This window comes from Bdellovibrio sp. HM001 (assembly GCF_055397275.1).
In genome coordinates, this window is record NZ_AP029174.1 from 3,175,308 (window position 1) to 3,192,709 (window position 17,402).

Here is a 17,402-nt window from a genome sequence, read left to right on the forward strand (position 1 = left end):
AGCCCAAACCAAACACAAATCCAAAAGCGGGGCCTGGAACTGGTGGTGTTGGCGAAGGCTGCATCCCAATTCGCTAACAGATAGGCTAACATGACTCTTCCCCCCTCCTCTGAAGAGAAATCAGGAACTCCGGCTAAGAGTTCCGTTAAAGCTCTTGTGCTGCGAATGCTCTTCGCGGTAGGGATTTCATTTTTCATTGCTCAAACTAATTTAGACTATCTCGAGTCTTACCTATACGACCTCCGTGTTCGCACCAAGATTGGCAGCACGACCTCTGGAAATATTGAACTGATTTATATCACTCCTCAGACGGTTCAGCTTTACAAAGGCTTCCCGTCGGCCAAAGAACAAACAGCTCTTTTACAGGCGCTGGCCTCCCATCAAGCCAAAGCCATTGCCTATGACTTTAACTTCGACGAAACACCCGGAAGCGTCGATGAAAAGAACTCTTGGGAAAGCGCAATTATCTCTACTCCAAACACCTATGTGGCTGGCCGCACCACACCTATGAAAGGCGAAGAGGATCAACTGTTCCTGCAAGATCCGCTGGAAAAGGTGACCATTGTCCCAGCACCGAAGACAACTGATCTGGTAAATTTCGCCAAAGACGGCGTTACCAGACGTATGATTCTGACTTATCAAGATCAGACCATGCTACCAGTCAGGCTGGCGGCCCTTGTAACACCGGCAGCCGCTGACATTGCAAACCTCAGAGGGCTATTTGACTTCTACGGAACTGACCAAGCTTATATCGATTTCCATGCGGCAAAATCTTATCCTTCGACTTCCTTCGAAGCTATTCGCAACGGGCAGGTGGATCTTTCCCGTTTCAAAGACAAGATCGTACTCATCGGAACTGACCTTGGCCTAAGTGAGGCCGAGTATATCACTACTCCGTTCAGTCGTGACGTCATGGCCATGACCCGCATTGAAATGCAGGCCAATATTATCGACACCCTGATTAAGAATTCAGGTCCCATTAAAGTCTCCAAGTACATCAGTTGGCTTTTCATTCTTATTGCTTCGGTTCTAACAACCCAGGTTGTTCTAACTATGAAGCCCACAAGAGGTCTTCTGGTGTTGGGCGCCACCCTAACTGGATTTATTATTATCTCAGCTCTTGTTTTCTGGACACTGGGACTGTGGCTTCCTATGGCGGCCCCTCTTCTAACTATCTTCCTCTGCTACTACTTCTTCATCCCCTATCGCCTGATCGTCGAAAACCGCCGCAGTTGGGAGTACTACCAGAAGAATAAACTGCTCAGCCAGGTGGAAGAACTTAAAACCAACTTCATTTCGATGATGTCCCATGACTTGAAAACGCCGATTGCGCGAATTCAGGGAATGACGGACGTGATCCTGTCTGACAATGTCGCTCTGAGCGCTCAGCAGCGCGAGGCCGTCGACACGATCAAACATTCCTCTGACGACCTTTTGAAGTTTATCAATGCGATTCTGAGCTATGGGCGTATAGAAAGCCAGGGTGTACAGCTGAACTTGCAAAGCAAGGACATCAACAACCTGCTTCAGGAAGTCATTCGCAAGCACGAATTCCTTGCAAAAGTGAAACGCATCCAGATCGTGTCTGAACTGGAGCCGATGTTCCCTGTTCCCGTGGACCCTGAACTGATGAAGCAGGTCTTCTCGAACCTGGTTGAAAACGCCATCAAATACAGCCCGGAAGACACGAAAATCATGGTCAGCAGCGAAGAGACCGACACCAAGGTCATCGTTCAAGTGGCCGATCAGGGACCGGGCATCCCACAGGATGAATTGCAGAATATCTTTATGAAGTTCTTCAGATCCAAAAACGTCAAATCCTCCCCGATCAAAGGGTCTGGATTGGGCCTGTATCTGGCGAAATACTTCACGGAGCTTCACCGGGGAAGCATTTTTGTAGAATCTTCCCATGGTAATGGCTCCACATTTACGGTAGAACTACCCATCGAACAAGGGGGCACTCATGCTTAAGGTTTTGGTTGTAGACGATGATCAGGGCTTAAGACTTTCGGTAAAGTCCGCACTTTCGGTCACTCAGCGTTTCGAAGTTGATGAGGCTTTCGATGGCGTCAATGCCATGGAAAAAATCAAAGCTGGCGACAAGAAGTATGACGTGGTGATCCTGGACGTGGACATGCCTCGCATGAACGGTTTGGAAACCCTTCGCCAGATCAAAGAACTTGATCCGGGCACAATTGTCCTGATTATGACGGCGCATGCGACCCTGAACGACGCCATCCAGGCCGTTAAAGATGGTGCCTTCAACTATCTGCAAAAACCGGTGGCTGGTGAAGACCTGATTGCCCTGATCGACAAAGCCGTTAATGCACACACCCTGATTTCCAATATCGCAGCCTCCGCCCCTGTTATGGTTGAAGAAGGCCGAAAAATCATCGGTCACACTTCGCAAATGCAAAAAGTCTTCAACATTATCCATCGTCTGGCTAAGGTTGACACTCCCGTTCTGATCCGAGGGGCTTCCGGTACGGGTAAAGAGCTGGTTGCCAAAGCGATTCACTTCAACTCGGCCCGCAAAGACGAAAAGTTCGTTGCCATCAACTGCTCTGCCATTCCTGAAAATCTGTTTGAATCTGAACTCTTCGGTCACGAAAAAGGTTCGTTCACAGGGGCAGATCAACGCAAAATCGGTAAATTCCAGTTTGCCGAAGGCGGCACCCTGTTCCTGGATGAAGTCGGCGATATGCCACAACTGATGCAGGTCAAGATCCTGCGTGTGCTTCAGGAAAAACTGTTCACTCCCGTGGGTTCCAACCGTGAATTCCCAACCAATGTTCGCATCATCGCTGCGACCAACCGTCCGTTGGAAGAAATGATCAAAGCGGGCACTTTCCGTGAAGATTTATTCTATCGCCTGAACGTTGTACCTATATTCCTGCCAGCCTTGGCGGAACGTAAGGACGACATGGAACACATGGTGAACATCTTTATCCGCAAGTTCAATCAGGCTCACGGTAAACGCATCAATGGAATTGCCCCGGATGCGATGGCGGTTTTGAAGAAACATTCCTGGCCCGGAAATATCCGTGAACTTGAAAACGTGATCGAACACGCTTTCGTTCTGGAGATGACCAACATCATCACGATTGCTTCTTTGCCGGAAGCGTTGTTGATGGCGACAGGCACGAACCTGATCGACATCCCGCCTGTTCAGGAAACAGCGCAGACGGTGGCAGCAGCAGGTCTTGGTTCTGTGGCTCAAGCCCATGCGACCTTGGGTGATGACGAAGATGGTGACATGGGTCTGGATGCGGATGATCTGGAAGATGGCGAGATCGTGCCGTACTCTGGTGAAAACCTGGATTTCAATGCGCAGAAAGAAGCCTTTGAAAAAGAATTTATCATCAAGGCATTGAAAACCTTCCGCGGTCGCATCAATCAAACAGCATTGCATGCGAACATCCCGAAGAAAACTCTTCTACGTAAGATCGAAAAGTACGGAATTGTCGCGAAAGACTATTCCAACTAGATTCACTTAAAAGCTGCCGGGACCTCTCGGCAGTTTTCTTTCTTCCAATGGCTGCCAAATGGGGTTTCGTGCGAAACACATTCACCCCGGAAAAAGGCGAATCTCATTGGCGTTCCGTTAAACACGAAAAAGTTGAAATCAAGAAAAAGTTTTTCAGAAACAGAGCCTTTCTGCGTCGCCTCTAGTTTTGTAATAGGCAGACAGGCCCCCTATCTAGAGATGCATATTTTTTGAGCACATAATGTTTGGAAATAGTGCCGAGTCTGCATTGACTCAAAGTTATGAACTCTGTAGTTTGGGCTCCCTCACCCGTGGAGTTTTTAATTAATGACCATGAATCCGTTGCCACCACAGGCATACACGAAAGAGACGATGCTCAAAGCCTACCAATGGCTTATGGTGCAGAACAGCTCTATCAAGGAGATGGCGACGACTCCGGACATTCTGGTCAGTTTGTATCTGAAAGCCACTCGCGACGGTGATCATTCTTTGGAAAGACCTTCCATACAGAATTTTAAAAATGAGCTGAAAAGTCTGGCAGGCATGATGGGCGAGCTCGACAGACCTGTCATGACGGCCGCCGCTGCTGCTGCCGTTCAGGCACAGCCAATGATGGCTCCGGCTCAACAGACGGTCATGACTCCCCATACTCCGGTCGCTCAACCGGCGCCTGCGGCGTCTTTGCCTGCCACACAAACCCATATGTCCTACACCGAAAAGACGCTGACCACGACATCCCACACGCAGGATCTGGTGGATCTGCTGGATTGTGGCTCCAAAGCCATGATTCAGGAAGTCAAAGCTGAATTCAATCTGAGTTCAGACCTTGAAGCCCTTCGTATGCTGATCAAAGTCGGCTACAGCCGTTCCAAGGCCCTTCTGAAGTAAACTTATATCTCTACGAAATCATTTAATATCCGACAGGAGTTGGGCTATACTGCCCCCCATATGAAGAACAAATATATCTGGCTTGTGCTTATTTCCGGCTTCTTGGTAGCCATGGATCAACTGGTGAAAGTGTACGTCCATACACATTTCCACCTGGGTGAGTCCGTGATCGTCATCCCGAATTTCTTCAACCTAACATATGTAAGAAACTTCGGCGCAGCCTTCGGCTTCCTGGCAGAAAGCCATCCTTCATTCCGTGAGATCTTCTTCCTATCCATGCCACCGATTGCTATGGTGATCATCCTGGGTATCTTGCGTGGAGTGAAAGACACTGACACGAAACAAATCGTCGCTCTTTCCAGCATCTTTGGTGGCGCGATTGGAAACTACATCGACCGCGTGCGCTTCCGCTATGTGATCGACTTCCTGGATTTCCATCTTTACAACCGCTGGAGCTGGCCAGCGTTTAATATCGCGGACATGGCCATTGTCGGCGGAGTGGGACTTCTGCTGTTATTGATGTTCCTGGAAAATAAGAAAAAAGATAATAACGAAAAAGAAGAAGGCGCCACATAGGCGCCTTTTTTATTTGCGGGGAATGTTTTTGCGCAGCTTTCTTTGCAGGCTCTGACGATGCAGTCCCAGCTTCTTGGCAGCCTGAGTGATGTTGCCCTCAGAGCTTTGCAGAACATAGTCTATATATTCACGCTCCATGCGCGCCAACGAGATCTCTTCTTCCGGCAGTTCGGTGTCGCCGCCCTGATCGGAGAAGGCCCGCAGAATCATTTCCACGGTCACTGGCTTGGCGATAAAGTTGTGTGCGCCCAGTTGCATGGCCTTCACTGCCGAGGCCACACTGCCAAAGCCGCTCATCATGACGACTTTGACTTCCGGAAAGCGACTTTTAAGCTCTTTCAGAAAATCCAAACCGTTTTCACTGCCCACACGCAGATCCAGCAACGCCCAATCCAGATGTGGGACTTCAGCCCACTGTGGGGTTTCAGCAAAGGCCTTGACCTGAAAACCGCGCTCTTGCAGTTCTTCGGTCAGAACCTCACGGAGGCCTTTGTCGTCCTCCACAAGCAGAATAGTTTTCGCCGTGTGCAGCTGTTCCATATTATCTCTCCTCCAAAGGCAGACGGATTTGCGCCGTGACGCCTTTTCCAGAAGTGTTATTGGCAATCGTGAAATCGCCCCCCGAAGCCTGCGCCATCATCTGCGCGGAATAAATACCCAATCCGTTGCCCGCTTCTTTGCCTGTGACAAAGGGCTCTCCCAATCGCGACAAAATTTCCTCTGAAATTCCCGAACCTTTGTCGACCACCTCTAACACCGCCCAGGAATCCCTTTGATAAAGACGAACATACAAGATTGCTTCCGCTGCGGAGGCCTCCAAAGCGTTGTCCAAAAGATCAAACAGAGTCTGCGAAAATGCCAGCGTCTGCAAACGACAAGGCAAAGCGTCTGTCGTCAGATACGCTTCCACTTTAACCGCAGGATTCTCTTTTTCCCAGACCGCCACCAGATCTTTTACCAAGGTCTGCAACTCGACATGCTGCAGTTCGCTTTGTGATGAGCGGGAAAAGACAGAAGCCATGTGCTGAAAAACGTTTACACACTCATCCAGGGAACTCTGCGCCTTTTGCAATTCCTCCCGCGCCGACATCACATCGGTGTCCAGTTTGCGCAAACCTCTTTCCATTCGAAGTTTCAGGGAATTCATCGGAGTTGCCAACTGGTGCGAAAACCCCGCTGTCAGTGCGCCTAACGATTTCAGGCGATCCGCTTGATGTTGACGATCCTGCAGCAGGCGGATGCGACGCTCTTTCTTAGCCAGAAGTGCCGAGAAATAATGACTGACAAACCACGAAGCCGTGATCAACACCCACTGAGATAGAAACCGCAACGACAGTTCCGAAAAATCCACTCCCACTGTCTTTTGCGCATCCAGGTAAGTTTCGTACTGTAAAATAAGAAGCAAAAACAAAACAGAAGCCCCGAACAGGTAAGAGGCCTTCTTTCTTAAAAGCATTCCGCCAAGGAATGAATGAATGCAGAGAATACTGACAAACGGATTATTGGCAGAACCGCTCACAAACAGCAGTCCCACCGCCGCCAGCAGATCCACCCACAAGTGCACCAACACGTGCTTTTGACTGTATTCTTCTTTCTTGGGCCAAATGCCCTGCCCCAGTACATTCAAAATTCCCAGCAGTACAAGCACAGCAATGATGTACGGAAAATGGCGCTTGTCCAAATAGCCCCACTGCAAAAGTGGGATGGTTCCAAGCAACAAACAGACAATGGCAATCCAGCGAAAACGAATCAATCCAGGCATGCCTTCTTGTAGCCGAGCCCACCGGGCTCCGCAACCGCAGACTCTGAAATGCAACGATTCGCTGCCCCCTCTCCGAAGCCCCCTCTGTTGCTTGTATATTCAGTTATTTCGAACACTTACAAATACACTGAGCTGAGTCTCTCTTCACCCTTACGTCTAAATGCAAATGTCTTGCATTTAAAAAGCGAGAATGCTACAAGCAGAATCAAGATCGAACACCAACATCTTTCCATCACAGGATGCTCACGAATGAAATATCTCATAGTTGTTTTTTCGCTTCTCACGTCTGTTCAAGCGCACTCTCAAGTTTTGCAGAACATGCAGTCAGCTGCTGCCCTGGACCTTGTCGCCCCTTTGCACTTCGAGGATTCTGCTGAAAACAAATTGGATGTCCGCTCGGCTGAACTGATTTTCTTCGGCCCACTTGATCCGACCTTTGATGCCACTTTGAACATTGCGGCTCACAATGAAGAAGGCGAGTTCGTCGCAGAAGTACACGAGGCCTATTTGGGCTCCAGTAAACTTATTCCTAACTCAAGATTCCGCGCGGGAAAATTCTTCCTGGGTGTTGGCAAACTGAATCAGACTCATCGACATGACTGGGCCTTTATCTCCGCTCCCCGCGTCCAATCGGACTTCTTTGGAGAAGAGGGTGTTGCCGACACAGGAGCCGAGTTTTCAACCCTATTGCCAACAGACGCCTATTGGGACATCACCGTCGGTGTGACCAACGGCTACACCTTTGGAACTCATGAACACCACGATGAGCCTGGTCACGAGGAAAGCGAAAGACCACACGTTCCCACCCACTATCTGCATGCTGTGAACTTCGTCGACATGGGTGAAAGAGGCGCTTTGCAGTGGGGCGCCAACTATCTTGGCAGAACCGATGCCGAAGAGCTAAAAACGCAGCTCTACGGGCTTGATTTTGTTTTTAAGAAGACAGAAGGCAAGATGACTCAATTGCTGGTTCAATCTGAAATCTGGTATCGCAACCAAAGTGGGCCAGGACATGAGACCAAGGAAGAAGTCGGTGCCTATGTGTTTCCACAAACAGCCCTTTCTGAAAGAATCTTCCTGGGTCTGCGTATGGACCTATTCTCAGAGCTCAACCGCACGTCACTGAGCGATGGCTCCAGACAGGGCAACTTAAACTATGCAGCGGTACCAACTTTGACTTTCAAAAACAGTGAATTCTCGTTGTTACGTGTTGCTTATACTTATGATAATCAGACTTATCAGGGTGAATCCGACACCATCAACCAAAAGCTTGAGCTCCAGTGGGTTGCCATTCTGGGCGCGCACCCGGCACACTCATTCTAAAGGATGACCATGAAGTATTTTATCTGCTCAATCATTATCAGCCTGGCCGTTGTCAGCGAAGCAAAAATCAAAGTCGTTACAACCACTCCGGATATTGCTGAAGTGGTTCGAGCCATCGGTCAGGATCAAGTGGAGGTTCAAAGCCTTCTCAGTGGATCTGAAGATCCCCACTTCGCGGAAGCGCGCCCGGATTATATCCTGAAGGTCAACCGCGCCGACGTTGTCTGCGCGATGGGCCTGGAACTTGAAATTGGCTGGCTTCCTAAAGTTCTTTCAAAATCTGGCAACGCGAAAGTCCAAGAGGGCGGCACTGGCTCTTGCTCTCTGGGCAAAACCGTGAAGCCCTTGGATATTCCCAAAGGCATCATTGATCGCTCTTTGGGTGATGTTCATGCCCACGGAAATCCGCATTTTAATCTGGATCCGATGAAGCTGGCAGAGGGAGGCCAGGAAGTTGTGCGCGTTCTTTCGACATTACTGCCCGCACAGAAAGCTTTCTTTGAGAAGAATTATGATACGTTTAAACAGAACATGTCAGATCTGCACGCCCAGGTGAGCAAGAGTCTTCCGAAGGTGAAGGTGATGGAATACCACAAAGAGTTTACTTACTTTTTCAGCTCTTATGGACTGCCATCCGCAGGGTCTCTTGAAGAAAAACCGGGAATGCCTCCTTCAGCAGCTCGCATGGCAATGGCAGCAAAACTAGCCAAAGAGCAAAATGTGAAAGTTCTGCTGGCGAGCCCTTCTGCGCCTCACAAGACACTGGAAAGATTCCAAGAGCTTTCGGGGGTCAAAGTGGTGACTGTTCCTTCCTATGTGCAAACCAAAGGTGAAGCAAAATCGATCGAAGCCCTTCAGAAAATTTTAGGAAACGCGATTCAATGAAGTCCTTGCTGCAAGTTGAAAAAGTCCGGGTTCTAAGCCCGGAGGGAAATTTTCTGTCCCCAGAGATCAGTTTTGATCTGGCGGAAGGTGAAGTGTTGCTTTTAAAAGGCGAAAACGGATCCGGGAAAACTTCTTTTCTGAAAACACTGCTGGGTCTGCACAAGCCTTATAAAGGATCTTACAAGTTTCACGTGCCCTTGCGGGATGTTCAGTATCTGCCGCAGTTGGGAAACTTGCACTTTCATCTGCCACTTACTTTACAGGATGTACTGGGCGCTGTTCCCTCAGATCAAGGACTGCTGAAGAATCTGGATCTGACTAAAAAATGGAACACCGCCAGCGGAGGAGAAAGACAAAAGATCCTTCTGACCTCCGCCCTTGCCAAAAAGCCGCGCCTGCTGATTCTGGATGAGCCTTTCAATCATGTTGATCAGGAGTCCGGACATATTCTGGAAGAGGCTTTAAGTTTTTTCCTCAATGAACACCCTCAAAGTTCTCTGATTCTGGTATCTCATCGCCCATTAAGTTCCGTCTGGAAAAACCTTCGCTCGTTGGAGATTCGATGAGCTCATTGCTTCCTCTTCTGCAAATCTACAAGTGGTCACTTCCCTCTTCGGTTCTTATGGCGGGAGTTCTGGCTCTGGTCGGCGCACAGTGGACGGCGCGCGAAAAAAGTGCGCAGATCTTTGTATTGGGACAAGGAGCCTCCCTTGGGATTGTCCTGGGGCTTGTCATCAATATCCTTTTAGGAACTGACTTTCATGGTATCAGCCTGCTGATCGGGCTGTCCTTGGGATGGGTCACATTGTTACTGACAGATTTACTTATTAAATCGAAGTCCGACCGCAACCATATCTACCTGACCTTGTTCGTTTTCTTTTTGTCTTTGACCTACTTGGTCAGCTACATGACTCCGGCATTGGAAAGCCATATTGCCGCCTCTTACTTTGGTGATCTGGCCGTGATGAGTGACACCGGCGCCATTGGCTGCCTGTTGGCGGCCCTGGTTTTTGGATTTTATCTAATCACCAACTGGCACAAACTTTCTTTGCGCTCTTTTCAACTGGCCAATCACAGCGCCATACATAATAGCTGGAAGAATCATCTTTTTGACCTGGGAACCTTGCTGCTAACCACGATGGCCATTCAAAACATGGGCTATTTGTACACGATGGGAAGTCTTTTCATCGCAACAAGCTTTGCGGCCTCACGCAGCCGCAACTTGAAAGGTTATCTTTTAAGAATGTTGGTGATTGCTCTGGTAGGGAGCGGAGCTGGGTTTATCGTTTCTCTACAATCTACAAATCTGCCCACAGTGCCTTGTGTACTGCTGGGGCAGATGCTGATTGGATTACTGCTTTATACAAAGAAGTAATGGAAAGAAGGCTGGGCCTCACGCTTTTGTCCGTCAATGTTAAATAGACAGATCACTTCCGTGCGAACGCCTTTTTTTACGTTGAAGATGGTTAAATCCGCGTTTTCAATGATCTGATGCAGTCCACGACCCGCGCCACCTTTGCCAGCATTCATACTGCCGGCCTGACCGCTGTAACAGCTAATCAGATAATCGATAATAATATCCTTGGTCAGAGATCCAAATGGATCTTTGACCGCCACTGCCAACAACACTCCGTCACTGGCATAGCGCAACTGTGATTGCTGATGGGTGTCCAACTGTATTTCCTCTTTACGAGAAACATGGTTAAAGATGGACTTACCCTGCGAATCCACCGGAGCATCGTAGATGGCATTCATCAACATTTCTTCAACGACAGTATTCACCCGATCCAGGACCGTCGAACGCACACCCATCTTCTTGAAATAACCGTAAAGATCTTCTCGCAGCGCCTCGCGCTGATTGGAACAGGACACCCGTTTGCTTTGAACTTCCACTCCCCATGTCAGATACTTCTCGATTCCGAAAAGATCCTTGTTCAGAAGTTTCCCCAAAGCCGTCAGAATATACCTGATGGTGGTGTTGCGATCTTCCGCATCGCGAGACACGATATGATCCACATGACGATTTGTTTGCAGAATCTGCAGATTCCCCTGCACATCTTTGCTGGTCAGAAGCACGGAATAGTTGGCGGCCTTCTTATCATGAACCTCTTGAAGGATCTCAACACAGCCTTCCTCGCAAAGAACCAGATCATACTTGTTTTCCGCCAACAACTGGCGGGCACCCTCTGAATCATTGGCAATGTCCAGCTGAACACCAGTGCCACCCAAGGCCATGCGCACGGGAAGTTGCTGTTTTTTGTCGGGCTCCACCAAAAGAACACGACCACCGACTTTTTCAATTTTCTGCTGAGCCTCGTGAAGCTCACGATTCAGGATTTCAAAAAGTCGTGCTTTTTCATTGGTTTTGACCAGGCGCTCGGTCAGAACATTACAGTAGATTTGAAATAGAAGAGCTTGGAAACGATCTTTGTCTTTCGGATGAACGTGTGCAAAATCCTCGGTGCGAATGACGAAACATTCCACCGCCGTTAAGGCCCTCACCGTGGTCGAGGTTGGATTTTTTGTGATGACACTCATTTCGCCGAAGACTTCACCCGGGGTATCAAGTGTGGCAATCACCTCAGAGGCCAAAGAAACTTCCACTTTGCCTGTTCGCAAAAAGAATAAGGAACTGTTTGTTAATCCCTCTTGCAGAAGCATGGTTCCAGCTGCAAATGATTCGGTATGAATCATGACAGAGGTTTGCAAAAGCAAATCATCCGTAAAGGATTTGAAGAAAGAGAAATCCCGAATTTCTTTGGCAATTTCAGCCGGATGCAATTTCATATAGGAACTATTATGTATTTAGTTACAGGCCCTTGACTAGAATCGTCTTGAATATTTCCTGTAATGAAAGAAAATTAAGTCTATCGTCGGTATAGCGGAGGAAGCTTGTTTCCCACCATCTCAATTTCACCCAGTCTATCAATACCGACCTATTATCTCATTCTGAGCCTGACCGTTTGTCTTGGCCTTCTCTGGGTTGCCCGTCGTGCCGACCAGCGCGAACTTTCCCGCAAAGTGTCTCTGGACTTAAGTCTCATCATCATGATCAGTGGTTTTATTGGCGGACGACTGTTTCACGTCTTCTATGAAAGTTATCCCTACTATCAAGAAGACTATCTGCGCATTCTCTATTTTTGGAATGGCGGCTTCGTCTTTTATGGCGGGGCCCTTCTGGCCACTGTGTGCAGTATTTTCTATCTGATCTTTATTGCCCGGGTTCCCTTTGAAGATTATCTGGATTTGTTTGCACCCGTGATGTCTTTATCTTACATGCTGGGCCGGATAGCCTGTCTTTTTGCGGGCTGCTGCTATGGTAAAACATGCGAACTTCCCTGGGCGATAGCAGGCCGCCACCCCACTCAAGCCTATGCTTCTTTATGGGAACTGGGGGTCTTGTGTGTTCTGCTCGGAACTGAAGCCATCGCACGACCCGTTCGTCCGCGGTGGCTGCAAAATCCTGGCAGCATCTTTTATCTGTGGATGGTTTTGCACGGACTGGGCCGATTGATGATGGAGTCCTTCCGCGATGACTTCCGTGGTCCTTCGCTGGGACTTTCGATTTCAGGATGGATCAGCGTTCTGATCGTAGTTTTAGGACTGTTTTTGTTAGTGCGGAGACCAGCAGGCCGGGGGACGACAAGTTCCACCTAGCTGACATTTCGCCCCCGCCACATAAGTATCCAGCCGACACTGAATTGACGGATAGACATTGCGCAAAAGTTCTTTCGCCGTCGGAGCCGGAGTTAACAAAGAAACCGCATCGGTTTTTTGCGAATCATACTTTTGAAAGAATTGAGTCATTGCCAAACCAACCTGAGCTGTGCGGGCACAAAGTAAATTGCCCTCACAGACGGACTTGGCTTCCTCACTGACATTCTGGGCCAGCTCAGGATGAGCACTTAAGAACTCAGGTAAACACGTTCTACCCGTGAAGAAATCACTTTGCCCTTCGGAAGAAGACCACTCGGCCCCAGCAAAGGTCTGACGAGGTTCTTCACCCATCGTGTGACCGATCTCATGACAGAGAATGCCCGCCAGGATTTCCATTGAAGCCCCCGGGGCCCGCGCCAATCCGCCCCACAAGATCACCTGCAAATAAGTCCCCTTGTCCATGGAACCACCCGCAAAATACGGATTGACCCAATCATAGGAAATAACCAAAGGTTTTCCGGTTTGCTGATAGACACGCATCATGTACTTACTCTGAAACTCTGCAAGGAGCTGACGATACTGTTCTTCCGTCACATCAGAGACATTGGCACTGCCCGGTGGAAGATAGAAGTATCCCGCATCCTGAGCATACGAGATACTGGAGGATCTGGCTTTCAGGGGCTTTTGTGTTTGCACCATCACAACCAAGCCCACCAACAGGATCACAGCCAAAATATAGGGTAAGTACTTCTTTGTCTTTTTGCTCATAGCGGCCGGTAATCTATCACAAGTTCAGTTTTTCTGTAACCCCATAGCTAATGATTGCAATTCGATTCCGGGATTTGTCACTCACACATGCGCAGGGAGCTGTCTTGATTTGAGACACTCTCGCAAGCCTACGCTTTTTTGAGGGAATTGGCCGTCCCTGCCTTCTCTCAGAACAAAGTGACGCAATTTGGCCGTGCTCGGCAAAGCTTAAACACAGCAGCCATGATCATTGCGGGTTTATTTGCATCCGGCCGCGTGGATGCGATGGCACGACTCCTGTATTGCACTAGTAGTGAAGAGAAGTCTTGAGAGAGAGGTTTATTATGAAAAAGCTTTTAGCTTCGATGATCGCGATCTCCACAGCGCTGTTTGTAGCGGCGTGTGGAAAAAGTGGTGGCGATTCCAACAACGTCAATCCCCCTGTTTGCCAAACCGGCACAGTATGGAATGGCAGCGCCTGCGTGGTGCCTAACGGCGGCCCAGGTGGCGGCAACGTCGTCACGACCACGGTGGGTTTTGCTGATGGCAGCACCTCCTTCCAAATGGGCGGACGCCAACTGAACGGCAACTTAAGAATTACTAACAGAAGCGCTTATGAGGCCTTCCTAAGAGATGCCTTCTTCATCTGCGATCGCAACATCTGGGGCTGGGAAGCTGGCCTTGCCAAGTGCGCCAACTGGGCTACCGGCTACTTGTTCCTAAGCTTCACTATCGGGCCATCTATGGTACCGGCGGTCACTTTGACCGCATACCCTGCACCTAACTGGTACAACTATGCTTTGAGCTTCGGCATCAGTGCCGGTGGTGCGGCGTACAACCCGCTTTACCTTAACAATCAGAATACTTTCAGCTTGATCCCGGACAAAGACGGTAACCACAGCCAGGCATTTGAAATTCGCGCACAAGGAGCAGCAAACACACCGGCTGGCAGATACCTGATCCAGATCCAGGCACACAAGGGAACACTTGCAAATACCAGCATCAAGTATGATCTGGGCTACAAGTTCGAAGGTAAAAACGTAGTCTTCGCAACAGGTACCCTGCAACGTTACCAATAAACTCTGCGTCTTGCTTCAACAGCAGGACATGGAATAAATTTCGACTATGACCGAATCTCAATCTCGACAGGTCAAATGCCCGCAGTGCGGGCGTTTGGCTTTGTACTCAACCGAAAATCCCTTCCGTCCTTTCTGCTCTGAAAGATGCAGACTGATTGATCTTGGTGAATGGGCCAGTGAATCCTACAGAATTCCCGTCAAGGACTCTTCAAGTGATGCTTTAACTTCCCTTGATGATGATGACTATCCAGGCGAAGACAAACACTAGAAGCCGCGCGGAGAGCCGCAGTTAGAGACCTTTTCATATTTTGCTATTGACGAATTTGCCTTTTTGTCTTTTCATGAGGCTGTCATTGGATGACGAAGAGTTATCATCAGGATTTTATTATCAACATCGGATACACAAACGTATCCAAAAGAGGAGTTCAAATGAACAAAGCTCAACTTATCGAAAAAATCGCAACTGAAACAAAAGTTTCTAAAGCTCAAGCTGAAGCAATCCTTGATTGCGCAGTAGAAAACATCAAAAAATCCGTTAAAAAAGGTGACGATGTTAAACTTGTTGGCTTCGGTACATTCACTAAAGCTAAACGTAAAGCTCGCACTGGTCGCAACCCACAAACTGGTAAAGCGATCAAAATCCCTGCTGCATGGGCTCCGAAGTTCCGCGCAGGTGCTGAATTCAAAGCTATGGTTAAGTAATTAACCAGAACTTTCGATTTCCTGGTAAAGGCGTCCCACAAGGACGCCTTTTTTATTTTGTCTATATCCTAAAGCTCCGGTAGCCTCTTTGCATGGCTCAATTTCAAAAGCAAATTCAAAAAATCGGTGTGTACACAAGCGGTGGCGATGCCCCAGGAATGAATGCTGCGATTCGCGCGGTTGTTCGTGTTGGAATCTCTCAAAAACTTGAGGTTTACGGCATTCACAACGGCTACGTTGGAATGATGGAAAACAAAATCGAACCATTGCAACTTCGTGATATGGCCAACATCATTCAGCGCGGTGGAACCATCCTGAAGACAGGACGCTCCCCTGAGTTCATGCGCCCCGAAGGCCGCTCCCGTGCCGCAGCCAACATCAAAGCACTCGGAATAGACGCCTTAGTATGTATTGGTGGCGATGGTTCATTCCGTGGTGCCCACTCCCTTTGGGAAGAACATCAAATCCCCGTTGTCGGCGTCCCAGGAACTATCGACAATGACATTTTCGGCAGTGACAAAACCATCGGCTTTGACACCGCCGTCAACACGGCACTAGAAGCCATTGACCGCATTCGCGATACGGCCGCTTCGCACGATCGTCTGTTTATTGTTGAGGTCATGGGCAGAAACTCAGGCTTCATCGCATCTCACGTAGGACTTGCAGGCGGTGCTGAAGAAATCTTCACACCCGATGCCAACACCACCGTGGAAAAAGCCATTGATCGCATCATGGATGCCAAAGCGCGTGGCAAAACCAGCAGCATCATCATCACGGCCGAGGGACAAAAGCCAGGACGCGCGTACGATCTAGCCGATGCCATTCGCAAAAAATCCGGCATGGACGCGAAAGTCTGCATCCTTGGACACCAACAGCGCGGGGGATCCCCTACAGCTGCGGATCGCATTCTTGCAAGCCGCATGGGTGCTGCCGCTGTGGACGCTCTTTTCAAAGGCTACTGTGACGTGATGATCGGAACTGAAGGCGAAAGACTTATTCAGGTGCCTTTGGATCTTGTCGCGAAGAACGAAAAAAAGAATCAATTGGATTTGATTTCTTTGGCCAGCGTTTTAGCGACTTAAAACTTCCTCACGTTTTATCTTGACCTCTGCTGTAGATGCTTGAATTCTATAGGATATTCCGTTCAAGCAACCACAGCGAGGTCCTCATGAAAAATCTTTTCCTAGCATTGCTTTTGACTCTTCCGCTTCTGAGCGGATGTACCAAAAAAGAAAATGAAATTGTTATTGGTGAATATGACTCCCTGACTGGAAGTGATGCCACTTTCGGTTTAAGCACCAACAAAGGCGTTCGTCTGGCTTTGGATGAAATCAACGCCGCGGGTGGAGTCAAAGGTAAAAAGATCAGCCTGGTCACTTTGGACGATCAGGGAAAAAATGAAGAGGCCGCTTCTGCCACCACTCGCTTGATCACACAAAACAATGTTGTCGCCATCCTTGGCGGAGTCGCCAGCGGTCGCTCCAAAGCGGCGGCTCCGATTGCGCAATCACACGGTGTCCCGTTTGTTTCCCCGGCTTCGACAAATCCGGATGTCACAAAGGTGGGCGACTACGTCTTCCGCGTTTGCTTCATCGATCCGTTCCAAGGACTGGTGATGGCAAAGTTTGCCAGCGAAAACCTGAAGGTAAAAAAAGCCGCCATTTTGCGTGATGTAAAAAACGACTACAGTGTGGGCCTGGCTGATGTGTTTTCTGCCGAATTTAAAAAACGCGGCGGCGAAATTGTTTCGGACCTGAGCTATCAGGCAGGTGACATCGATTTCAAAGCCCAATTGACTCAGATCCGCTCGAAGAACCCTGATGCCATTTACATCCCAGGCTACTACACCGAGGTCGGACTGATTGCCCAGCAGGCACGTCAACTGGGTTTGAAAGTTCCCCTAATGGGTGGAGACGGCTGGGACTCTGACAAGCTGTACGAGATTGGCAAAGAGGCGATCAACGGCAACTACTACTCCAACCACTACACCACTGAATCCACAGATCCTGCTGTGACGGAGTTCATTAAAAAATTCAAGGCGAAATACAACGAAACTCCGGACGCATTGGCCGCTTTGGGTTATGATGCGGCAAAAATTCTGGTGGCCGCGATTGAACGTGCTCCCGACTTGTCAGGAAAAGCCATTCGTGATGAACTGGCAAAGACTAAGGATTTCCCTGGCGTGACCGGGAAGATCACTTTAAATGAAAACCGTGACGCTGTTAAAAGCGCCGTGGTGATTCAGGTGGATGGCAACAATCGCAAATTCATCACCACCATCAACCCGTAAGGATTG

At 48.9% G+C, this 17,402-nt stretch carries 18 protein-coding genes; 14 read left to right on the forward strand and 4 right to left on the reverse strand.

Annotated elements, in window-relative coordinates; translation table 11 throughout:
- Window positions 1-90: 90 nt before the first annotated feature.
- From ACZ5ZZ_RS14910 to lspA, 4 genes are all read left to right on the forward strand, one after another.
- Entirely contained in the window at window positions 91-1,971 is a 1,881-nt protein-coding gene (locus ACZ5ZZ_RS14910; protein WP_464140098.1) for a CHASE2 domain-containing protein, read from the forward strand.
- Entirely contained in the window at window positions 1,964-3,487 is a 1,524-nt protein-coding gene (locus ACZ5ZZ_RS14915; protein WP_464118525.1) for a sigma-54-dependent transcriptional regulator, read from the forward strand. Before ACZ5ZZ_RS14910 ends, ACZ5ZZ_RS14915 begins: the two co-directional genes overlap by 8 nt.
- Window positions 3,488-3,814: 327 nt before the next feature.
- Window positions 3,815-4,375 (forward strand): hypothetical protein, encoded by a 561-nt coding sequence (locus ACZ5ZZ_RS14920; protein ID WP_464132076.1) that lies wholly within the window; start codon window positions 3,815-3,817, stop codon window positions 4,373-4,375.
- Window positions 4,376-4,435: 60 nt separating this feature from the next.
- Complete coding sequence (gene lspA, locus ACZ5ZZ_RS14925; protein WP_464118527.1) at window positions 4,436-4,951, forward strand: signal peptidase II; 516 nt, start codon at window positions 4,436-4,438, stop codon at window positions 4,949-4,951.
- 9 nt (window positions 4,952-4,960) lie between these two features.
- Here the strand turns inward: lspA and ACZ5ZZ_RS14930 are convergent, their stop codons facing one another.
- A complete protein-coding gene (locus ACZ5ZZ_RS14930) occupies window positions 4,961-5,491 on the reverse strand; it encodes a response regulator transcription factor (protein ID WP_464132080.1) in 531 nt (176 codons plus the stop codon).
- Window position 5,492: 1 nt separating this feature from the next.
- Complete coding sequence (locus tag ACZ5ZZ_RS14935; RefSeq protein ID WP_464132081.1) at window positions 5,493-6,713, reverse strand: sensor histidine kinase; 1,221 nt, start codon at window positions 6,711-6,713, stop codon at window positions 5,493-5,495.
- Between the two features lie 249 nt (window positions 6,714-6,962).
- On the opposite strand from ACZ5ZZ_RS14935, the gene ACZ5ZZ_RS14940 reads away from it, so the two are divergent.
- The 4 genes from ACZ5ZZ_RS14940 to ACZ5ZZ_RS14955 are packed head-to-tail and all read left to right on the forward strand — an operon-like array spanning window position 6,963 to window position 10,296.
- Window positions 6,963-8,036, forward strand: a complete 1,074-nt coding sequence (locus tag ACZ5ZZ_RS14940) for an outer membrane beta-barrel protein (protein ID WP_464140100.1) — start codon at window positions 6,963-6,965, stop codon at window positions 8,034-8,036.
- A gap of 9 nt (window positions 8,037-8,045) precedes the next feature.
- Window positions 8,046-8,921, forward strand: coding sequence for a metal ABC transporter substrate-binding protein (locus ACZ5ZZ_RS14945; RefSeq protein WP_464140102.1), 876 nt, complete (start codon window positions 8,046-8,048; stop codon window positions 8,919-8,921).
- Window positions 8,918-9,487 (forward strand): ATP-binding cassette domain-containing protein, encoded by a 570-nt coding sequence (locus tag ACZ5ZZ_RS14950; protein WP_464140104.1) that lies wholly within the window; start codon window positions 8,918-8,920, stop codon window positions 9,485-9,487. Before ACZ5ZZ_RS14945 ends, ACZ5ZZ_RS14950 begins: the two co-directional genes overlap by 4 nt.
- Window positions 9,484-10,296, forward strand: coding sequence for a metal ABC transporter permease (locus ACZ5ZZ_RS14955; protein ID WP_464140106.1), 813 nt, complete (start codon window positions 9,484-9,486; stop codon window positions 10,294-10,296). Before ACZ5ZZ_RS14950 ends, ACZ5ZZ_RS14955 begins: the two co-directional genes overlap by 4 nt.
- Here the strand turns inward: ACZ5ZZ_RS14955 and ACZ5ZZ_RS14960 are convergent.
- Window positions 10,281-11,708 (reverse strand): cyclic nucleotide-binding domain-containing protein, encoded by a 1,428-nt coding sequence (locus ACZ5ZZ_RS14960; RefSeq protein ID WP_464132087.1) that lies wholly within the window; start codon window positions 11,706-11,708, stop codon window positions 10,281-10,283. The two genes, ACZ5ZZ_RS14955 and ACZ5ZZ_RS14960, sit on opposite strands and share 16 nt — an antisense overlap.
- A 105-nt stretch (window positions 11,709-11,813) precedes the next feature.
- Here ACZ5ZZ_RS14960 and ACZ5ZZ_RS14965 point away from each other — a divergent pair, with 105 nt between their 5' ends.
- Complete coding sequence (locus tag ACZ5ZZ_RS14965; protein ID WP_464140108.1) at window positions 11,814-12,578, forward strand: prolipoprotein diacylglyceryl transferase; 765 nt, start codon at window positions 11,814-11,816, stop codon at window positions 12,576-12,578.
- On the opposite strand, the gene ACZ5ZZ_RS14970 is transcribed toward ACZ5ZZ_RS14965, so the two are convergent.
- Window positions 12,534-13,346 (reverse strand): hypothetical protein, encoded by an 813-nt coding sequence (locus tag ACZ5ZZ_RS14970; RefSeq protein ID WP_464118540.1) that lies wholly within the window; start codon window positions 13,344-13,346, stop codon window positions 12,534-12,536. The two genes, ACZ5ZZ_RS14965 and ACZ5ZZ_RS14970, sit on opposite strands and share 45 nt — an antisense overlap.
- Before the next feature lie 323 nt (window positions 13,347-13,669).
- Here ACZ5ZZ_RS14970 and ACZ5ZZ_RS14975 point away from each other — a divergent pair, with 323 nt between their 5' ends.
- From ACZ5ZZ_RS14975 to ACZ5ZZ_RS14995, 5 genes are all read left to right on the forward strand, one after another.
- A complete protein-coding gene (locus tag ACZ5ZZ_RS14975; RefSeq protein WP_464140110.1) occupies window positions 13,670-14,404 on the forward strand; it encodes an LptM family lipoprotein in 735 nt (244 codons plus the stop codon).
- A gap of 46 nt (window positions 14,405-14,450) precedes the next feature.
- The gene (locus ACZ5ZZ_RS14980) at window positions 14,451-14,672 is read left to right on the forward strand and encodes a DNA gyrase inhibitor YacG (protein WP_464132093.1); all 222 of its coding nucleotides are present in this window, start codon (window positions 14,451-14,453) and stop codon (window positions 14,670-14,672) included.
- Between the two features lie 161 nt (window positions 14,673-14,833).
- Entirely contained in the window at window positions 14,834-15,106 is a 273-nt protein-coding gene (locus ACZ5ZZ_RS14985) for an HU family DNA-binding protein (RefSeq protein ID WP_011165719.1), read from the forward strand.
- A gap of 92 nt (window positions 15,107-15,198) precedes the next feature.
- Window positions 15,199-16,188, forward strand: coding sequence for a 6-phosphofructokinase (gene pfkA, locus ACZ5ZZ_RS14990; RefSeq protein ID WP_464118544.1), 990 nt, complete (start codon window positions 15,199-15,201; stop codon window positions 16,186-16,188).
- Window positions 16,189-16,274: 86 nt separating this feature from the next.
- A complete protein-coding gene (locus tag ACZ5ZZ_RS14995; RefSeq protein WP_464118545.1) occupies window positions 16,275-17,396 on the forward strand; it encodes an ABC transporter substrate-binding protein in 1,122 nt (373 codons plus the stop codon).
- Window positions 17,397-17,402 lie beyond the last annotated feature (6 nt).